Source organism: Nocardia sp. NPDC046763 (assembly GCF_040645495.1).
Taxonomy (GTDB): domain Bacteria; phylum Actinomycetota; class Actinomycetes; order Mycobacteriales; family Mycobacteriaceae; genus Nocardia.
The window spans coordinates 225,744-244,326 of record NZ_JBEYYI010000008.1 but is presented as its reverse complement, the minus strand read 5'-3'; the positions used below and the strand labels follow the sequence as shown (position 1 = coordinate 244,326).

The following is an 18,583-nucleotide window of genomic DNA, read 5'->3' as shown; positions in this document are numbered from 1 at the left end:
CGACGGGTCTCACCGGACCAGGGGGGCGAGGGCCGATTGCCGGGACCGAGGAGGGCTCACCGCTCTGGCCGGCGAAGGGCGCTCGCACCGGGTACCGGTGTTGCACTGGACCGGGTGGCGGGAGTGAGACTTGAAGGGCAGCATGCGGAATAGCCGGTGACGCCCCGATGCTGCAAGGCGGTGCGTCCGGCGTTCGGATGATGTGGTTCGACCCGCTCGGAGAGAGGGCGGAGAGGGAGTGTGGCGGCATGCGTGCGATTCGATTCGACGAATTCGGCGGACCGGAGGTCCTGCGGCCGGTGGAGCTCGCGGTGCCGGAACCGGGGGCCGGGCAGGTATCCATCGACGTGGCCTATGTCGGAGTGAATTTCGCCGATCTGCAGGCGCGGGCCGTGGGCTATCGGGTGCCGGGGCTGCCGTTCGTGCCGGGCCTGGAATTGTCCGGGCGGGTCCGGGCCGTGGGCGAGGGCGTCGAGGGCTTGCGGGTCGGCCAGCCGGTGGCCGCCATCACCGAGGGCGGCGCGTACGCCGATGTCGCGGTGGTCTCGGCCGCGATGGTGTTCCCGGTACCGGAGGGCGTCGATCTGCGCACCGCCGCAACGCTTCCCACGGTGCTGCCGACCGCCTACGCCCTGGTGCACACCGTCGGCCGCCTGCAGCCGGGGGAGACCATGCTGGTGCAGGCCGCGGCGGGCGGCGTCGGCACTGTGGTCGCGCAGATCGCCAAGCTCGCGGGCGCGGGCGCGGTGTACGGCGTGGTGTCCAGCCCGGCCAAGGCCGAGTACGCCAGCGAATACGGTTATGACGCAGCATTTCTGAACGAATCCTTCGATGCGGAGGTCGCCGCCGCCACCGGCGGTCGCGGCGTGGACCTCGCGCTCGAGTCCATCGGCGGCGAAACCCTGCGCCGCACACTGGATTCCCTGGCCCGCTTCGGCCGCCTGGTCTCCTTCGGCAATGCGGGCGGTGCGGGACCGTGGCAGGTCGGCGCGCCCGACCTCTACCCGCAGGGCCGCTCGGTGGCCGGGTTCTCCATTCTCGGCCTGAGTGTCGAGGCCCCGGACGTTCTACACGAGATCGCCTCGCACGCCTTCGAATTGGCCACCTCCGGCAAGGTGCGGCTGCCCATCACCGCCGAGTTCCCGCTCGCCGAGGCCGCGGACGCACACCGGTTGATGGCGGGCCGCTCCTCGACCGGCAAGCTGGTGATCGCCGTCAACCCGGAGTAGCGCCCGGCCCGCCTATTGCCCGTTCTTTTCCGGCGCGAGATTTTCGGCAGCGGTGACGCGACCGGATTCGATGGCGGCGAGCAGGGATTCGTGATCGGCCGCCGTCTGATCGGCGTAGGCCAGCGCGAAGGCCCCCATGGCCTGGTCGAAGACGTCGTTGCTGCCGAGATACGCGGCGATGGCCACCCGATCTCCCGATCGCGCGTGGCCACGCGCCAGCGTGTGCCCGCACAGGCTCGCGTACTGCCGCAGCTGCGCCGCCGACATCTCGTCGATGACCAAGGAGCCCTTCATGTCTCGCAGCTGCCGCCAGTAGTAGAACAGCCCATCGGAGCCGGTCGCCCAGCCCAGGAAGATGTCACCGGCCGACTGGGTGAGCCGCTGCCCGTGCACCACCCGATGCCCTTGATGCTGGAACCGGCTGTTCCGCAGGTGCGTGGCCAGTACCGAATTCTCGGCCTGCTTCACCTGGAGGAAGAGCGGATCGCCGGTATTGCGCCCGGTGAGCAGCGCGATGAAGCAGCGCGTGCCTACGCTGCCCACGCCCACGACTTTCATGGCGATATCCCGCAGTTCGTACCGATCCAGCAGCACCCGGCGCTCCTCCGGCAGCGTGTCCCGGTAGTTCGAGAGCACCGAGAGCAGTTCGGTGTGCAGCTCTTTCGGTACCGGCCTGAGCAGCGGCGGCTCGGCCTTGATGCGCGGCGCGCCGTCGGGCCCGGGTTCGGTGAGCTTGTCCAGCGCCTGCAGGCTGGTGCGGGCCCGCGCCCGGCTGATCACCTTCTCCGTCTGCTTGCGGTCGCGCGGGTGCAGCAGCTCGGCAACCTGTTCGGCGGCCACCATCTCGTACCAGACGTCGGTCTCGCCCAGACCCGCCAGCCGCACCATGGACTCGCGATAGGCCTGCGCCGCCGCGACCGCCGCCCCGCTCGCCTCGGCGTCGTCGCACCCATTGGCCCGCGCCGCCACCGCCACGCTGGCCGCCAGCCGCTTCACATCCCATTCGAACGGCCCGGGCAGGGTTTCGTCGAAGTCGTTGACGTCGAACACGAGTGACCGCTCCGGCGAGGCGAACAACCCGAAGTTCGACAGGTGCGCGTCCCCGCACAACTGCACGTTGAGCCCGGTGTTCGGCCCGCTCGCCAGATCGGCCGCCATGATCGCCGGGGCACCCCGATAGAACGGGAACCGCCCGGCCGCCATCCGCGCGTACCGGATCTCCACCAACTCGGGCACCCGGGTCGCGGCCTGACGCTCCAGCACCGCCACCGGATCCTCCCGATCCGCCGCGGGCTTCCACTCACCGAGCGATCGTCGTGGCACCTGCTTCCGGGCGGCATGCCCGGCCTCCGCCGCCCCGTTACCGCCAGCCACCGATGTCGCCATGGGAGGACTCTAGTTCGACCGCACGCGGATTCCCAGGACACCGCGGGCGACGGTGCCGACGGGCTCGACCGGGTTGGCTGCCTTGCCTTCGGCGGCGATGCCTGATCGAGCCCGCACGACGCCGCTATGCGGTCGAGCCGTGCAGAGCGGGTGCGCCGAACCATCGATGCAGGGCGTTCCGGAGGCCCTCCTGAGCGGCCGGGGTGACGTCGTCGGTCGCCCAGGCCACGTAGCCGTCCGGGCGGATCAGCAGTGCCGCGACGGGGGCGTCGGTGGCGGTGGCGGTGGCGGCGATGGGTGTGACGCGGTCGGTCCAGCCCGCCGCGGCGGCGACCGGATCGAGGGCGGTGTCGAAGGTCACCAGGAGGGGGCGGGCGTCGCGCAGGAGTTCAGCGATCCGGGTTGGGCCGCCGGCTGTTTCGAGGGCACAGTCGGGGAAGAAGTAGCCGGACAGCCGATGATCGTCGCCGACGTCGTAGCGGATGTCCGAGCCCGCCAGCAGCCCGGCGATATGGGCGGCCGCTGCCGGGAGCCGCAGCAGTTCGCCGAAAAGCTCTCGGAGAGCGGTGATTTCCGGACCGGGGGAGACCAGAGCCGCCTGGGAGAGCGAGTACATCACCACGCGTTCGGCCACCGGGTGGCGTTCGGACTCGTAGGTGTCGAGCAGGCCCTCGGGCGCCCAGCCCCGGATTTCGGCCGCGAGCTTCCAGCCGAGGTTGACGGTGTCCTGCAGGCCGAGGTTCAGCCCGGGGCCGCCCATCGCCGAATGCACGTGTGCGGCATCGCCGAGCAGGAGGACGGCGCCCTGCCGGTAGTGCTGCGCTACCCGGGTGTTCTGGCCGATCGTGCGGCGCAGCGTGTGCGGACCCGGGCCGGGCGGCGGCGTGATGGGCAGCGGGGCGCCGAGGACGCGCTCGACGCTCTCGCGCAGTTCCTCGAAGGTCAGGGGCTCGTCGTCGGAAAACTGCTCGCCGCCTTGGAATTCCATGGTTCCGATGATCGGCCGGCCCGGATCGAGTTCGGCGTAGATGAAGATGCCGCGTTCGAGCCGATGATGGCCGAGTCCGAATCGGCCCACCCCGGGAATCTCGATGCCGCCGTCGCCGGAACGGAACTCGCCGGGCAGGGTGGCATGGCCGACCCGGCTGACGTGCCCGTCGGAGGTGATGCCCGGGAATTCGATCCCGATCCGCTTGCGCACCAGGCTCTTACCGCCGTCCGCCCCGACCAGGAAGCGGGCGGTCAACGGGTAGGGCCCGTCGGGCGCGGACACCGTGACCGTGACCTGGTCACGGGCGGGATCGATGTCGGTCAGCTCGTGTCCCCAGCGCAGGTCCACGCCGAGGTCGATGGCGCGCTTGGTGAGGATTTCCACCATCTCCGGCTGCGGCTTGAAGACGACGTGCACCGGATTCGGTTGTACGGCAGTGAGATCCAGGGGCAGGCCGCCGAAGATGTAGCGCGGCGTCGGGGCCGGTGCGGATGGACTGCCGCTGAACGCGCCGTACAGCCCCCGCATATCCAGGACCCGGACCACCTGCCCGGCCAGGCCGTTGGCCTTGGGCTCGGGGCTGGGTGCGGGTAGTCGATCCAGCACGATCGGGCGGAGGCCGGCGAGTGCGAGTTCGCAGGCGAGCATCAGACCGTTGGGTCCGGCTCCGGCAATGACGATGTCGACGATGTTTTCGGGCATGGCAAATAAACCTCTTGTCGTTGAGGGTATTTGGAGAAACCGGCGAGAGCGGCGCTGCTATGCCGGTGGTTTCGGCAGGCCCGCCGCGAGCGCGGTCAGGGCCTGCCGGAGCAGATGGGTGACGGGGACGGCCGGGGCCGTGCGCACATAGACCTCGAAGGCGGCCTGCAGCGCGGCGCCCGCCGCTCCGGCCACCAGCCGGGGGTACAGGTCGAGTTCCGGGTCGGTGCCGGTGCGTTCGGCGATGGCGGTGATGAGGTTGTCCTCGACACCCTTGGACAGCAGGGCCCGAGTCTCGGGGGCGGCCACCAGTTTCCGGACCTCGGCGAGCTCCGTGGCGGAGGGCAGATACCCGGGCGACTCGGCGAGTTCCGCCTCGAGCGGCTCGAGCAGTGCCGCCGTAAGCGACTCCCACAGCGGCTCGTTCGCCGGGCGGGAGCGCAGAATCTCGACGGCGCTGCTGATTCGGGCCAGGTGCCGGTAGGCGAGTGCGTCGTACTTGCCGGAGAAGTAGTTGTTGAAGGTGCGCACGGACACTCCCGCGCGGGCGGCGATGTCCTCGCGCACCACGTTCTCCAGGCCGCGCTCGAACATGAGCTGAAGTGCCGCGTCGCTCAAGGCTTTGCGGGTGTCGAGCTTCTTGCGTTCGCGGAGACCGAGGGGCTGTTCGTCCGGCATGACTCCAGTATGCGCAAAACGTGCCTGATGGGCAATATTGCTCGCTGGGAAATTTTTTGCCGCTACTCGTGGCCTACGTGTCGGCGGCGTGGCTTACGCTCCCGGGGATTCGGAAGGAGCGCGACGTGCGACGAGGTTGCGGGGTGGGGCGGTGAGCAAGCGCGGCTGGCTGCTGTTCCTGGGCATGGGTGTCATCTGGGGTGTGCCGTACGCCATGATCCGGGTCGCGGTGCGGGATTTCGATCCGGTGTTCGTGGCCTTCGGGCGGACCCTCCTGGGTGCGCTGGTGCTGTTGCCCATCGCGCTGTCCACCCGGGTGCTGCGGCCGGCACTGCGGCACTGGCGCTGGGTGCTGGCGTATACGATCGTCGAGATCACCGGTCCGTGGCTGCTCATCGGGCGCGCCGAGACCAGGCTGACCAGCTCCACGGTGGGCCTGCTGATCGCGGCGGTGCCCCTGATCGCCATCGTGCTCACCACCCGCCTCGGGCACGAGCGCCTCGACCCGCGGCGCATTCTCGGCCTGGTGATCGGCTTCGCGGGCGTGACCGCCCTGGTCGGTCTGGATATCGACGTCTCGAATCTGAGTGCGCTGGCGGCCATCGGCGTGAGTGTCGTCGGTTACGCGCTGGGTCCGATCATCATCGACCGCAAGCTGGCCGAGCTGCCGCCGATCGGCGTGGTGACCGGGTCGCTGATCTTCGCCGCCGCCATCTATCTGCCGTTCGCGCTGTGGCGCATGCCTTCTCGCTTCCCCGCCGGGGCGAGCTGGTCGGTGGTGGGCCTGGGCCTGATCTGCACCGCGCTGGCCTTCGTGGTCTTCTTCGCCCTGATCGGCGAGGTCGGCCCGTCGCGCGCCACCGTCATCACCTACATCAATCCCGCGGTGGCACTGCTGATCGGCGTCTCGCTGCTGGACGAGTCCCTCACCGCGGGCATGGCGATCGGCTTCCCGCTGGTGATCCTGGGCTCGATCCTCGGCACCGCCCGGGCCCGGGTGCAGCCCGCGGCCGAGCCCGCGCCGGCCTAGCTCGGCCGCCCTCTTCGGCCGGTTGCGGCCGGCACCGAACCGGGCACAGCGGTTCTTTCGTATGCTCATTGTTAGCGAGTGGGGGGAAGTGCTGGACCACGATGGTCCGGCTATGGAGGAAGGTCCTCACGGATGGACGGTCGTGAGGTTGCAGACATGGCGCGGGAATGGTCGGCGGCCCTGGTCGATTGCGATGGCGTGCCGGCATCGGTGCCGCACGACATCCGCCAGTTGACGACAAGATGGATCGTCGAGCTGGAAGCTGCCTTGTCGGCTGAGGCGTTCGACCCGTCGCCCGCATGCCGAGTCGGGGTCGAAATGGTCCAGTCGAACCTGACGGTCCCCGCCATGATGACCCCGACCGCGGCGGTGCTGGCCGGTTTGCTGGAGCGGTCACAGCGGCCGGATCGAGCGCAGCGGTTCGGCGCACTCTTGGGAGAGCTGGGCCGCGGCTACACCACCGAGCTGCTGGACGTCCACGCCCGCAGCCAGGAGGCTGCCGAGCAACGCTTCCGCGTGGTGTTCGACAACGCGGCGGTGGCTATCGCGCTCTACGACGACTACGGCATCACGCTCGAGGCCAATGCCACGACGGCACGGATGGTCGGGATGAACCAGGAGGACCTGCCGGGAGTGTCCGCTCTGGACTTGATGCACCCCGAAGACCGCGACAAACTCCGTCACGCGGTCGTCGGTTTGCTCAAGCGCAGAAGCGGCACCGCGCACTTGGAAGGCCGCTTCTGTCGCCCCGACGGCAGCGTCTGCTGGGGTGCATGGACGATGACGCTGGTGCACGACGCGGACGGACGTGAGGTGCGCGTGCTCGCCGTCGGGGAGGACATCACCGAACGGCGAGCTATGCAGCAGAAACTGTGGTGGGAGGCTCGTCACGACCCGTTGACGGGTCTGCCGAATCGTCATTACCTGCTCGAGCAGTTGGAGGCCATTGTCGCGGCGGCCCGGCCCGACGATCAGATCGGTTTGTGCTTCCTCGATCTCGACGCGTTCAAGCTGATCAACGACCGCTACGGCCACCACACGGGAGACAGCGTGCTGGCGGAGGTCGGCCGCAGGCTCGACGCGACCCTGACCTCGCCCACGGTCACGCCGGCCCGCATCGGAGGAGACGAGTTCGTCGCACTACTCGCACCGCCCTGCGACGACGACACCGCCCACGCGGCCGCCGAGACCATGCTCGCCACACTGCGAGACCCGGTTCCGGTCGGTCCCAGCGATCTGCTGTCGATTTCGGCCAGCATCGGCGCCGTTGTCACCCCGGTTGCCGGCGCGAATGCCGAAAAGCTGTTGGACGACGCCGATGCCGGCCTGTACCGCGCCAAGGCCGCCGGCCGCGGCACCTGGGTACTGCACCGCACCGACAACGGCCCCGCAGCCGAGCAGTAGGCCATGGCCGACACGTGGGTGTCCGACGGCTATGAGAGCGCGCTGGGGCAACTCTGGTGGCCACGGGTCCGTTGTTCCTCTGGCGCAGCACGGTATTCGAGCAGGTGGTGACCATCGGGAGCCGGCTCGCGTCCGACTGGGCGGTCTGTTTTTACCTCGGGAAGAGAATCGAGAGCCGTTCGGGGATAAAGGTTTTGCCGCGATAGTGTGCAGGCATGCGGGTGGGCGGCCAAGATATGCGAGTGCGCACGAAATTCTCCAGCGAGCTGATAGCGCTGACCGATGAGCTCGCGCATATGGCGCGGCTGACACATGAGGCCTCCGAGCGGGCCGCGGCGGCGCTCCTCGGCAGCGACCTGACCGCCGCCTACGAGGTGTTCGCGCTCGAAGAGCAGGTGGAGATCGAGCACGCGAAATGTGAGGACCGGTCGGTCATCCTGCTCGCCCTGGAGGCGCCGGTGGCCCGCGACCTGCGCCAGGTGGTGACGGCCATGCAGATCGCCGACGACCTGCTGGCGGTCAGCCGCGCCCTGAGCCGGGTGGCCGATGTAGTGGTGCGCCGCTACCCGAATGCGGTGGCCCCGGAGCACGTGCTCGACCTGCTCGCGGAAATGTCCGCCGCAGTCACCGATCTCACCGATCTGGCGGGCAAAGTCATTGCGGCGCAGAACCCGCCGCGCGATCGCGCACTGGTGCCGCGCGACGAGAACCTGGAGCGGCTGCGCGGCCGGCTGGTGGAGTTGGCGGCCGATGATGGCTGGCCGCACGGGTCGGCCATGGCCATCGACATCGCCTTGCTGGCCCACCACTACGAGCGCGGGGCCGACCACTGCGTGCGCATCGGGCGGCTCATTCGCTTCTTCCACACCGGTATTCCGCTCTACGCGCAAACGGAGACGTAACCACCACCTCGTGTGAGGGGCCCCGATCGGCGGGAGTAGGCTGCTCGAATTGCTTCATGGCGAGGTCTTTTCGAGTAGTACCGCACGTACGGACAGTCGAAATCCGACAAGGGCCCCAAACATGACCAACATCTCCACCCAGACATCGGTGTCCACCCCGCCGCGGGTGGCGGCGCCGGTCCGGGTCGCCCCGGCACCGAGCGACAGGGCAGCGCCGATCGAGAGAACGCTGTCGCACCGTCAGATCATGACCATCCTGTCCGGCCTGCTGCTGGGCGTCTTCCTGGCGGCGCTGGACCAGAACATCGTGAGCGTGGCGATCGTCCGCATCGCCAACAGCCTGCACGGCTTCGACAAACAGGCCTGGGCCACCACGGCCTACCTCATCACCGCCACCATCTCGACGCCGCTCTACGGCAAGCTCGCCGACATCTACGGCCGAAAACCCTGCTACCTCATTGCCATCGGCGTCTTCGTGATCGGCTCGGTGTGCTGCACCTTCGCCACCTCCATGTACCAGCTCGCGGGATTCCGTGCGCTGCAGGGCGTCGGCGCGGGCGGGCTCATGTCGCTGGCCTTCACCATCATCGGCGATATCGTGCCGCCCCGCGAAAGGGTCAGGTACCAGGGCTATTTCATGATGGTCTTCGGCATCGCCACGGTGCTGGGGCCGGTACTGGGCGGCTTCTTCTCCAATGCCGACCACATTCTCGGGCTCGCGGGCTGGCGCTGGGTGTTCCTGGTGAACGTGCCGATCGGGGTGCTGGCGCTGATCGTGGTCGGCAAGGTGCTGGACGTGCCCTTCGCGCGGCACCGCCACCGCACCGACTGGCTGGGGGCGATAACCCTTGCGGCGGGCACGGTTCCACTGCTCATCGTCGCCCAGCAGGGCCGGGACTGGGGCTGGGGCTCCCATCGCGCGCTGCTCTGCTACGGCATCGCGGCGGCCGGTCTGGTGCTGTTCCTGATCGTCGAATTCCGCATGAAGGGCAGCGCGCTGATTCCGCTGCGGCTGTTCGCGAATCGCACCTTCAGCATCGCCATCCTCGGCGGGTTCATCGTCGGTGTCGCCATGTTCGGCGCGATCGTGCTGGTGCCGCTGTATTTCCAGGTGGTACGCGGATATTCGCCCACGCGCTCCGGGCTCTTCATGCTGCCGCTGGTGGTGGGCATCATGCTGGGCGCGCAATTGTCCGGGCTCATCACCAAATTCACCGGGCGCTACAAGGCGCTGCCGATCCTCGGCTCACTGGTGATCGCCGCCGGGTCCGTGCTGTTCGCGTTCGTGCACTACGACAGCCCGCTGTGGCAGCCGCTGCTGTACTGCGGCATCATCGGTTTCGGCCTCGGCGGGTGCATGCAGACGCTCATCATCGCGGCGCAGAACGCGGGGCCGCGCTCGGATATGGGTGTGTCCACCGCGTCGGCCACCTTCTTCCGACAGATGGGCGGCACGCTCGGCGTCGCGGTGTTCCTGACCATTCTGTTCAACCTGCTGCCGCGTAAGATCCTGGCGGCCTTCGGTGGACAGCTGCCCCCGGGATTCGACGCCGGGCAGCTGGGCCGGATCCAGAGCAACACCAGCGGCATCGCGGCACTGCCGGACCAGCTGCGCGTACCCATCCTGGCCGGCTTCACCCACGCCATGGGCGGGGTTTTCTTCGTGGCGGCCGCAGTGGCGGTGGTGGCGGCGTTCGTGCTCATGTTCATGAAAGAGATTCCGCTGCAGGATGTTCCGACGCCGGTCATGGAGGAGATCGCCGAACCCGAACCCGAACCCGAACCCGAACTCGAGCCCGAGCCGGAGCCGGAATTGCATTTCGTCGAGCGGTCGGGGCTGTCGGTGTCGGGGTGTGTGCACCGCGAGGACGGCCAGTCGGTGCCCAACGCCGTGCTCACCCTCATCGACCAACGCGGACGCCAGGTTTCGCGAGCCGTCGGCGAGCCCGACGGCGGCTATGTCATCGGGGTTCCGCGGGCGGGCGGCTATGTACTGATCGTGTCGGCGTTCGGGTATCAGCCCGCCGCGGTGACCATCTCGGTCGGCCGCCGCCCGCACCGCCTGGATGTGGCCCTGTTCGGATCCGGTGAGGTGTCGGGCGTGGTGCGGTCGGTGGGACGCGGTGCGCCGCTGGGCGATGCGACCGTCACCCTCACCGACGCGTTCGGCGACGTGGTCGGCTCGACGATCACCACCCCGGAGGGCGATTTCATCTGCCGCGGCGTGCTGGCCGGCACCTACACGCTGGTCGCGGTGGCCGATCACATGCGTCCCTCCGCGGTCACCCTGACCGTGCCGGGCAGCGGAATGCTGCGCCACGACATCGAATTGGCGCCGCGCGCGGTGCTGGCCGGATCGGCCTGCAACGACCGCGGGCACGGTGTGCCCGATGCCCAGATCACGGTGCTGGACGAGGCCGGGGATCTGATCGCCGTGACCCGCACCGACGACACCGGACGCTATGCCGTGCCGGATCTGGCGGAGGGGCGCTACACCGTGATGGCCCGGGGATATCCGGCGGTGTTCAGCCGGGTTACGGTCGCCGATGGCGAGGTCGCCCACGATGTCCGGCTGGGCTACGAACGGGTGCAGTCGCCGGAGCGGGAGCGCTGGGAGTCGGTGGATCGGGTCTGAGCCCGGCCGGGAGAGGTTGCGAGTAGGGATTGTTTCAATTCACCGCGCGCCACGGTCGTGTCGCTGTTGGGTTTCCGATCTGAATACGGTACAACATTCGGTATTGGGCTGGTTGAGGGGAGAACAGACATGAAGACCTCGCGTGCGCTGCTGACCGTGGCCGCCCTCGCCGCTATCGTGCCCGCCGCCGCCCAGGCCGCACCAGCCTCCCCCAAGACCGGCGCAGCCGTCAACGAGTATGTGGCCCTGGGCGATTCCTGGGCCGCCGACGCCACCCTGAGCCAGCTCACCACCGCCTTCACCCCGGCGCCCTGCGTGCAGAGCGTCCACAATTACGCCAAGCAGGTCGCCGCGGCCCTGGCCGTGCCGGTGTTCCGCGACGCCACCTGCGCCGGCGCGGTCACCGCCGACATGACCCGGCCGCAGCACACCGCACTCGGCGACAACGCGCCGCAGTTCGACCGGCTGACCGAGAACACCGACCTGGTCACCCTCGAAATCGGCGGCAATGACGCCAATCTCGCGGCCACCGTCACCGACTGCATCACAGTCGATCCGGCCGTCAGCCCGTGTCTGAACGAGATGGTGGTGAACGGCGCCGACCGGATGTCGCAGAACATCGTCCGCACCGAATCCCGGGTGGCCGCCACCATCGCCGGCATTCGCGAGCGCGCCCCGCACGCCCGCATCCTGTTGCTCGACTACTTCGAGGGCATCGGCCTCGTCGGCGGTTGCTGGCCGGAGATCCCCATCTCCGACGCCGACGCCATCTGGCTGGGACAGAAGCTGATCGAACTGCACGACATGCTCGGGCGGGTGGCCGCCGAGACCCGAGTCGAGTTCGTCGACACCTACGGCGGCAGCTCCGGGCACGACGCCTGCCAGCCCGTCGGCACCCGCTGGGTGGAGGGGCTGCTGCCGTTCTCTGGCAGCCCGGTCGGGCTCGCGGTGCCGTTCCACCCCAACCAGCTCGGTGCGGACTACCAGGCGCGGCGGGTCCTCGAGACCCTCGACGCCGCGTCCTGACCCGACGCCGCCGTTCCGTCAGCGGCGCGGGGTGATCGATACCCGGTTGTCGTGGAACACCGCGCCGCCACCGAAGTCCGAATCACGTTCCGCGACCGTGGCATTCACCGTCGAACCGCCGGAGTGCTTGGCCCAGCGGCCCTTCGTGGTCGCGGCGACACCGGGCCGGACCCGGTCGGAGACCTCGGCGACGGCCTCGAAGGAGCCGCGGCCGTTGTGGACGGTGACCGGATCGCCGTCCGTGATGCCGCGCGCTGCCGCGTCATCGGGATGCAGGGTAACGGTCGGTTCGCCCGCGCGCCTGCGTAATTCGGGATCGATGCCGAAGCTGGTATTCAGGAAGTAGTGCGACGCCGCGGAGATCAGCACCAGCCCGTCGCCCGGATCGGCTGGCGGGGTGTACCCGGCCAGCGGATCGTGGCCCGCCCGCGCGGCGCGGTCCGACACGAACCGGAGCTTGTCCACGGGCACCGGGCGCGGATCGATCTTCAGGAAGCCGTCGGCGCGCAACCGATCGACGTCGTACTGTTTCAACAGCTGGTTCGCGAGGTCTTCATCCGACTCGTACAGCGCCGGTTCGGTCAGCCCCAGGCGCCGGGCCAGCCGGCGGAAGGTCTCGGTGGTGGGCAGACATTCGCCGGGCGGGGAAACGGCCGGTTCGTTCCAGACCAGATAGAGATTGCCGTACGCGGCCAGCACATCGAGGTGCTCGGGTTGCATGGTGGCCGGGAGGACGATATCGGCGTAGTCGACCGTGTCGGTCGGAAAGTGTTCCAGGACAACGGTGAACAGGTCCTCGCGGGACAGGCCCTCGATCACGCGGCGCTGATCGGGATTGGAGCCCACCGGATTCGCCGCGATCACGAACAGCGCCTTGACCGGCGGCCCGTCGGTGTCCAGCAACACCTCGCCCATGCGGGTCATGGAGAGCGTCCGGACCGGATGCGGCAGCAGGTCGAACCGCATCAGCGCGGGGGTGTCGAGCCGGAAGTGCCCGCTGGTCGAATAGTGCAGTCCGCCACCGGGAATCGCCCAGTCGCCGGTGACGCCGGGCAGGCAGGCCAGGGTGCGCAGCGCCATCCCGCCGCCCGCGTGCCGCTGCATCCCCTGCGAGGCGCGAATGGCCGTGGGCCGGGTGCGGGCGATGCGTTCGCCCAGGGCCACGATGCGTTCCACCGGCAGCCCGGTGATCTCGGCGACCCGCTCCGGCGGGTACTGCGCTATGCGGTCACGGAATTCGGGCCAGCCCTCGGTGCGGGCTTCCAGGAATTCGGTGTCCTCGGCCCCCAGCCCTACGACGACGTGCATGAGGCCCAGCGCCAGCACCGCGTCGGTGCCGGGGAGCGGGGCCAGGTGCTCGTCACAGCGTTCGGCGGTGCGGGTGCGCACCGGATCGATGGCCACCGTGTACGCGCCGCTGTCCTGGATGAACTTCCAGACATGATGGCCGGAGCTGAGCGGATTGGTGCCCCACAACAGGATCAGCCGCGACTGCGCCAGCTCCTCCGGGTCCATGCCGCCCGCGGTGCCCAGGGTGTATTTCAGCCCCGTGCTGCCCGCGATGGAGCAGATGGTCGGGTCGTGCAGGGAGGCGCCGAGCGCATTGAAGAATCGCCGGCCGGAAAAGCCCTCCAGTCCTTGGATGTAGCCGAGGCTCCCGGTGCCGTGGAAGGGCCAGACGGCCTCGCCGCCGTACTCGGTGATGATGCCGGTGAGCCGGGTGGCGATCTCGTCGAGCGCCTCGTCCCAGGTGATCGGCTCGAAGCGGCCCTCGCCCTTGTGGCCGACCCGGCGCAATGGCCGGGTGAGGCGCTCGGGAGAGTGGACCTGGTCGAGGTAGCGGTTCACCTTCACGCACAGTGCGCCCCGGGTGACCGGGTGCGCACGGTTGCCGCGCAGGCCGGTCGCCCGGCCGTCCTGTACGTCCACCACCCAGGAGCAGGCGTCCGGGCAGTCGAGTGGGCATGCTCCAAGAACCTTCACCCGATCGATCGTAGGCAGGTCCGCGCGGGCGCGCGAAAGGCGAGCATACGGCCGGTTTCCGGGTACGACACGCCCATGCCGTCATGTGACGACACGCGTTCGAGCTGGGGTACTCTCGGCGCGCGGCTAATCAGCCGCAACAGGAGTGCGGGGGCGGAAGTGCGCGGTGGAATGGGAGATTCATGATCACCCCCGGCCGAGGTCTCGTCGGTGTCGTCTCGGGATGTGCGGCGCTGCTGACCGGATGCGCTCACTCCGGCCACACCGATGCCGCGCACGAACGCCAGTCGAGCGAGATGGCGTCCACCGATACCGGCGAGATGCAGCGCAGCGCCTTCGTCACCGCCTGCGCGGGGACCTCGGCGGGCTGGCAGGCGACGGCGGTGGTGAGCAATCGGGATGTGGTGGAGCACCGGTATCTGGTGGTGATCAGTTTCATGTCGCCGGAGTCCACCGATCTGGAACGGACACGCACCGAGGTACTGGTGGCGCCGGGCTCGACGCAGGACTTCACCACGGAGACGCGGCTGGATCCGGTGTCGCGGCCACAGACCGTCCGGTGTGTGCTGCGCGGGGTCGAGCAACTCTGACCGATACTCGCGAATCGGGCGACCGGGCGGTTGCGCTGCCTCGAAAGTTGCGCGGGGACAGGGGCGGACGCTTAGGATCACCAGCGCCGGCCATGCTCCGTGGGCCGCACCAGTAGGAATAGCTGACGGTTCACTGGCTCTCGGGCGGTGACCATGTGCGTTCTCCGGATGTGGATTTGTCGGTGCCATGGTGCATGCTCTTGGCACGCAGATGTCCGCCCCGTCCGCCCGGAGTGCCCCATGTCGACCCGTACCAAGCCACAGCCCTTGTCGGATACCGAAATTCGGCAGATCGCCGCGGAAATCGACGCGGGCCGACCACCAATAGTGTGGTTCACCGCAGTGGCGGTCGGCGTCCCGGAAGGCCGTTCCGGAAAGGTGATGTCCCTCGGGGATCCGTCCGAGGGGGATTTCCTGCAGGTGAAGCCGACGGGCTCGAAGGATGTGCTGTCCTTCGGTCCCACCGAGGTGACCCTGACCAAACCGGCCCGGCAGAACCCGGCCAAACCGGCCGGAGCTCAACCGAAAACGGCAACCAGGAAGGAACCCACCGTGACGATGTCGTCTCCCGTGACGATGCCGGCCACCGCGCCGAGCGCTTCGCCCGCTCCGGAAGCCAAGGTCGAGACCCCGCAGCCGGCTGCGGATTCCGTGCCCGAGGCCAAGGCCAAGCCCGCCGCGTCGCGTCCGGCTCGCAATGCCGCCAGCACCGCCGCCGCGAAGAAGCCGAAGACTCCGGAGGTGACGGTCACCCTCAGCGGCACCGCCGAGGGGGAGTGGACCCTCGATGTGGTGAACGGCAAGAAGCGCACCATCAAGGGTCTGCCGGTCACGAGTTCCGCTGTGGCCCAGGCCGCCAAGATTCTCCATCCCGAATTCGCCGAGGTCGTCGACTCCATCCACGAGTCGGTCCGTGCCGCCCAGCAGGCCAAGGTCGCGCAGTTGCAGGCCGAACTCGAATCGGCCCGTCGGCTACTCGAAGACCTGGCCTGACGCGATTCCGCGCGGGTAATTCCGGCGCGAGGACCGGTGGCCCAACCCTTTTCGTGTGGGGCTGGGCCGCTTCCGGGTCACACCGCGGATTCGCGCTGCCAGGTGCGAGAACCGGATTCGGGACGGTTGCGGCGCAGGTCGTCGTGGAAGATGTAGCCGAGGGAGTATTCCTTGGCGTGATACATGGCCGAATCCGCCTCGCGCAGTAGCTCGTAGACCGTGGTCTCGGTCTCACGCGGCTTGGTGCAGGCGATTCCGATGCTGGCCGCGATGCGCACCTCGGCCGCGCTCAGCTCGAACGGTTCCCCCAGGGTGGCCAGCAGCCGCTCCGCCAGCTGACGGGCCTGCTGCTGCGCCAGCGGGGCGAGCACCACGAATTCGTCGCCGCCGTAGCGGGCGGCCGCGTCATCGCGGCGGATCACGCGGCGGATGCGGGCGGCGGCATTGGCGATGAGCTCGTCACCCACCGCGTGACCGTAATTGTCGTTGACCCGCTTGAAGCCGTCGAGGTCGATGAACAGCAGGGCCAAAGGCTGTCCGGCCCAACGCTCCCGATTACGATGCAGCGCCCGCAGCAGGGCGGCGCGGTTCAGGAGTCCGGTGAGCATGTCGTGGTCTGCCTGATACTGCGCGCGCCGTTCGCTGCGGGCGCTGCGTTCGATGGCGCGTTCACTGCGTAGCAGTACGCCCGCTAGTAGTAGGGCGAACAGCGAGGACACCACGACGCGGTCGAGTGTGTCGAGGCTGGAGCCCACCACCGGCACCAGCGAGGCCACGATCATGACGATGGCGATGATGCTGGCGCGCTGCCGGGACCGGTGCGGATGGATGTCGCGCGGCTCGCCGAGGACCATCATGCTCGGGTGCAGGGCGGCCGCGCCGATCAGCGTGAAGCCCAGTTGCAGTGGCAGCAGCTGGATCTGGCGGCCGAAGACCGCCGAGCCCGCGGTCTCCAGGTTGTAGGCCAGGTCACCGGCCAGAATCACCAGCATGGCCAGATGCACCAGACGCAGCGAGGTTTCCGAGCGCGCCGAGGTGATCACCGAGTGCACGATCACCGTGAGCAGCAGGGCATCCACGATCGGATCCGCGACCGAGGTGATGGTGGTGAAGTGGGTGTGGTGCGTCATGTGCAGCACCGGTGAGATGAGGAATGTCCACGACAGCAGCAGCGCGCCCAGGCCGATCAGCCCGGAGTCCAGTAGCAGATCATGATCGGCGCTGTTCTGCCGCGGGCGCAGCCACAGCACCGCGGCCACGCCGACGCAGCAGTACCCGCTGAGGGTGAACAGATCGTCGAAGGGGTGGCGCTGCGATTCGGAGATGTGGCGCAGCCCGGTGCCGATGGCGAATTGCACGGCGGACGCGGACAGCAGATACCAGGGCAGGGGATGGCGGGGGCTGTACCTGCGCACGCCGAGACCGATCATGGTGAGGCTGATGGCCACCGACACGAACAGGGTGCCCAGGGCCACCGCGCGGGTACTGACCACCATGGGCAGGCCGAGAATGAGTACGCCACCGATGAACAGCGCGGTGCGCCAGCAGATTTTGAAGCGCGGACCAGACCGTTCGGCCGGTTGTGCGTCCGTTCCCACCAGCCCCCCTTGTCCGAGCAGTACTCGAAAAGACACCGCCGATCATCAACCGAGTGTTGCGGTACGAGCATAGGTCCCGCGCAGCGGTGGCAGAGTGCCCGGTAGAGAAAGGCGCTGCCACTATCTGGGCAACCGAACCGATCATGACATGAAAACGGCCGCTCCGGAGCGGAGTTCGGCGAACCCGTAGGACCGCTTTCCGCGAGACTCGTTATGCTCCCCAGCGAATCGAACCGTACGGCCTGCGCGACCCTGTGAACAGGAGCCGGAAGTGGAATCGACGGCGGGACGCTGGTGGGCCCCGGGCCGGGTGAATCTCATCGGTGAGCACACCGACTACAACGACGGCTACGTGCTGCCAATGGCCCTGCCGCTGGGTGTCACCTGCACCGCGGCGGCCGGACCGGGCGGTGTGGTGCAGGTGAGATCCCGGCAGGCGCCCGGTGACTCCGTCGATACCACCACGGCCGCCCTCGGCGCCGGCGGCTGGTCCGAATTCCCCGCCTGGTCGCGCTACCCGCTCGGCGTCATCCGCGAATTCGAGCGCGGTGGCCACGAGGTGTCCGGCGTCCACCTCGACCTCGACGGCACCGTCCCGATCGGCGCGGGCCTGTCCTCCTCGGCCGCCCTGTCCTGTTCGGTCGCCATCGCCCTGCGGGACCTGTTCGCCCCCACCACCACCGACACCGAGCTCATCGACATCGCCCGCACCGCCGAAAACGTCTACGCCGGTGTACCCACCGGCACCCTCGACCAGTCCGCTTCTCTCCTCTGTATCCCGGGCCACCTCCTCTTCCTCGACACCCGCACGGGAGCCACCGAACAAATCCCCTTCGACCTGGCCGCCTTCGGCCTGACGCTGCTCATCATCGACACCGGCATCCCCCACCGCCTGGTGGACAGCGACTACGCCGCCCGCCGCGCCGAATGTGCCGCCGCCGCAGCCCAACTGGGCGTCCCCGCCCTCCGCGACATCCCCTTCGCCGCCGAAGCCGACCGCCTCACCGACCCGCTCCTCCGCCGCCGCGCCCGCCACGTGATCACCGAAAACGCCCGTGTTCTGCAAATAGCCGAACAATTGCGCACAGGCGCCGACCCTCGCGCCATCGCCCCCCTCCTCACCGCCGCCCACCAATCCCTCCGCGACGACTTCGAAGTCTCCTCCCCACCCCTGAACATCGCCGTAGAGACGGCCCTGACCGCCGGCGCCCACGGCGCCCGCATGACCGGCGCCGGCTTCGGCGGCAGCATCCTCGCCCTCACCGACCGCGACGACACCCCCACCATTGTCACGGCCATCCGAGAATCCTTCGCCACCAAGGGATTCCCCCCGCCCCGCGACTACACGGTGGCCCCCTCCGCCGGCGCCCACCGCCTTCCTGGACCCGACGTCGTGTAAGAGGCCGACCGCGCTGTACATCCAACTCGTCGTTGGA

At 68.8% G+C, this 18,583-nt stretch carries 14 protein-coding genes; 9 read left to right on the top strand and 5 right to left on the bottom strand.

The features are described 5' to 3' along the window. Positions 1-248 precede the first annotated feature (248 nt). Positions 249-1,229: a zinc-binding dehydrogenase gene (locus ABZ909_RS16325; RefSeq protein ID WP_356999827.1), complete on the top strand. Its 981-nt coding sequence runs from the start codon at positions 249-251 to the stop codon at positions 1,227-1,229. 12 nt (positions 1,230-1,241) lie between these two features. Here ABZ909_RS16325 and ABZ909_RS16320 read toward each other — a convergent pair whose 3' ends face one another. From ABZ909_RS16320 to ABZ909_RS16310, 3 genes are all read right to left on the bottom strand, one after another. Beyond that, positions 1,242-2,615 (bottom strand): DUF2252 domain-containing protein, encoded by a 1,374-nt coding sequence (locus ABZ909_RS16320; protein ID WP_356999824.1) that lies wholly within the window; start codon positions 2,613-2,615, stop codon positions 1,242-1,244. A 124-nt stretch (positions 2,616-2,739) separates the two neighbouring features. Next, positions 2,740-4,308, bottom strand: coding sequence for an FAD-dependent monooxygenase (locus tag ABZ909_RS16315; protein WP_356999821.1), 1,569 nt, complete (start codon positions 4,306-4,308; stop codon positions 2,740-2,742). A gap of 57 nt (positions 4,309-4,365) precedes the next feature. Beyond that, positions 4,366-4,986: a TetR family transcriptional regulator gene (locus tag ABZ909_RS16310; RefSeq protein ID WP_356999818.1), complete on the bottom strand. Its 621-nt coding sequence runs from the start codon at positions 4,984-4,986 to the stop codon at positions 4,366-4,368. 151 nt (positions 4,987-5,137) lie between these two features. Here ABZ909_RS16310 and ABZ909_RS16305 point away from each other — a divergent pair, with 151 nt between their 5' ends. The 5 genes from ABZ909_RS16305 (at position 5,138) to ABZ909_RS16285 (ending at position 11,983) form a co-directional block, all read left to right on the top strand. Further along, on the top strand, positions 5,138-6,016 hold the full coding sequence (locus tag ABZ909_RS16305) for a DMT family transporter (RefSeq protein ID WP_356999815.1): 879 nt from the start codon (positions 5,138-5,140) through the stop codon (positions 6,014-6,016). Between the two features lie 156 nt (positions 6,017-6,172). Beyond that, complete coding sequence (locus ABZ909_RS16300) at positions 6,173-7,420, top strand: sensor domain-containing diguanylate cyclase (protein WP_356999812.1); 1,248 nt, start codon at positions 6,173-6,175, stop codon at positions 7,418-7,420. A gap of 242 nt (positions 7,421-7,662) precedes the next feature. Then, entirely contained in the window at positions 7,663-8,322 is a 660-nt protein-coding gene (locus ABZ909_RS16295) for a PhoU domain-containing protein (RefSeq protein ID WP_356999809.1), read from the top strand. 121 nt (positions 8,323-8,443) lie between these two features. Then, a complete protein-coding gene (locus tag ABZ909_RS16290; protein ID WP_356999806.1) occupies positions 8,444-10,957 on the top strand; it encodes an MFS transporter in 2,514 nt (837 codons plus the stop codon). Between the two features lie 129 nt (positions 10,958-11,086). After that, complete coding sequence (locus ABZ909_RS16285) at positions 11,087-11,983, top strand: SGNH/GDSL hydrolase family protein (RefSeq protein WP_356999803.1); 897 nt, start codon at positions 11,087-11,089, stop codon at positions 11,981-11,983. 18 nt (positions 11,984-12,001) lie between these two features. Here ABZ909_RS16285 and ABZ909_RS16280 read toward each other — a convergent pair whose 3' ends face one another. After that, positions 12,002-13,966, bottom strand: a complete 1,965-nt coding sequence (locus tag ABZ909_RS16280; RefSeq protein ID WP_356999800.1) for a molybdopterin oxidoreductase family protein — start codon at positions 13,964-13,966, stop codon at positions 12,002-12,004. Positions 13,967-14,148: 182 nt separating this feature from the next. Here ABZ909_RS16280 and ABZ909_RS16275 point away from each other — a divergent pair, with 182 nt between their 5' ends. Both ABZ909_RS16275 and ABZ909_RS16270 read left to right on the top strand, forming a co-directional pair. Next, on the top strand, positions 14,149-14,556 hold the full coding sequence (locus tag ABZ909_RS16275; protein WP_356999798.1) for a hypothetical protein: 408 nt from the start codon (positions 14,149-14,151) through the stop codon (positions 14,554-14,556). Positions 14,557-14,796: 240 nt separating this feature from the next. Continuing rightward, positions 14,797-15,549, top strand: coding sequence for a DUF6319 family protein (locus tag ABZ909_RS16270; RefSeq protein WP_356999796.1), 753 nt, complete (start codon positions 14,797-14,799; stop codon positions 15,547-15,549). A 77-nt stretch (positions 15,550-15,626) separates the two neighbouring features. On the opposite strand, the gene ABZ909_RS16265 is transcribed toward ABZ909_RS16270, so the two are convergent. Then, the gene (locus tag ABZ909_RS16265) at positions 15,627-17,147 is read right to left on the bottom strand and encodes a GGDEF domain-containing protein (RefSeq protein ID WP_356999794.1); all 1,521 of its coding nucleotides are present in this window, start codon (positions 17,145-17,147) and stop codon (positions 15,627-15,629) included. A gap of 271 nt (positions 17,148-17,418) precedes the next feature. Here ABZ909_RS16265 and galK point away from each other — a divergent pair, with 271 nt between their 5' ends. Continuing rightward, positions 17,419-18,546, top strand: a complete 1,128-nt coding sequence (gene galK / locus ABZ909_RS16260; protein WP_356999792.1) for a galactokinase — start codon at positions 17,419-17,421, stop codon at positions 18,544-18,546. The last annotated feature ends 37 nt before the right edge of the window (positions 18,547-18,583 follow it).

What these genes read in the sequence shown, in the direction of transcription:
- ABZ909_RS16310 (WP_356999818.1), bottom strand. Translation starts at nt 4,986, where the DNA reads ATGCCGGACGAACAGCCCCTCGGTCTCCGCGAACGCAAGAAGCTCGAC.
- ABZ909_RS16320 (WP_356999824.1), bottom strand. Translation starts at nt 2,615, where the DNA reads ATGGCGACATCGGTGGCTGGCGGTAACGGGGCGGCGGAGGCCGGGCAT.
- ABZ909_RS16270 (WP_356999796.1), top strand. Translation starts at nt 14,797, where the DNA reads ATGTCGACCCGTACCAAGCCACAGCCCTTGTCGGATACCGAAATTCGG.
- ABZ909_RS16275 (WP_356999798.1), top strand. Translation starts at nt 14,149, where the DNA reads ATGATCACCCCCGGCCGAGGTCTCGTCGGTGTCGTCTCGGGATGTGCG.
- ABZ909_RS16300 (WP_356999812.1), top strand. Translation starts at nt 6,173, where the DNA reads ATGGCGCGGGAATGGTCGGCGGCCCTGGTCGATTGCGATGGCGTGCCG.
- ABZ909_RS16315 (WP_356999821.1), bottom strand. Translation starts at nt 4,308, where the DNA reads ATGCCCGAAAACATCGTCGACATCGTCATTGCCGGAGCCGGACCCAAC.
- ABZ909_RS16290 (WP_356999806.1), top strand. Translation starts at nt 8,444, where the DNA reads ATGACCAACATCTCCACCCAGACATCGGTGTCCACCCCGCCGCGGGTG.
- ABZ909_RS16325 (WP_356999827.1), top strand. Translation starts at nt 249, where the DNA reads ATGCGTGCGATTCGATTCGACGAATTCGGCGGACCGGAGGTCCTGCGG.
- ABZ909_RS16285 (WP_356999803.1), top strand. Translation starts at nt 11,087, where the DNA reads ATGAAGACCTCGCGTGCGCTGCTGACCGTGGCCGCCCTCGCCGCTATC.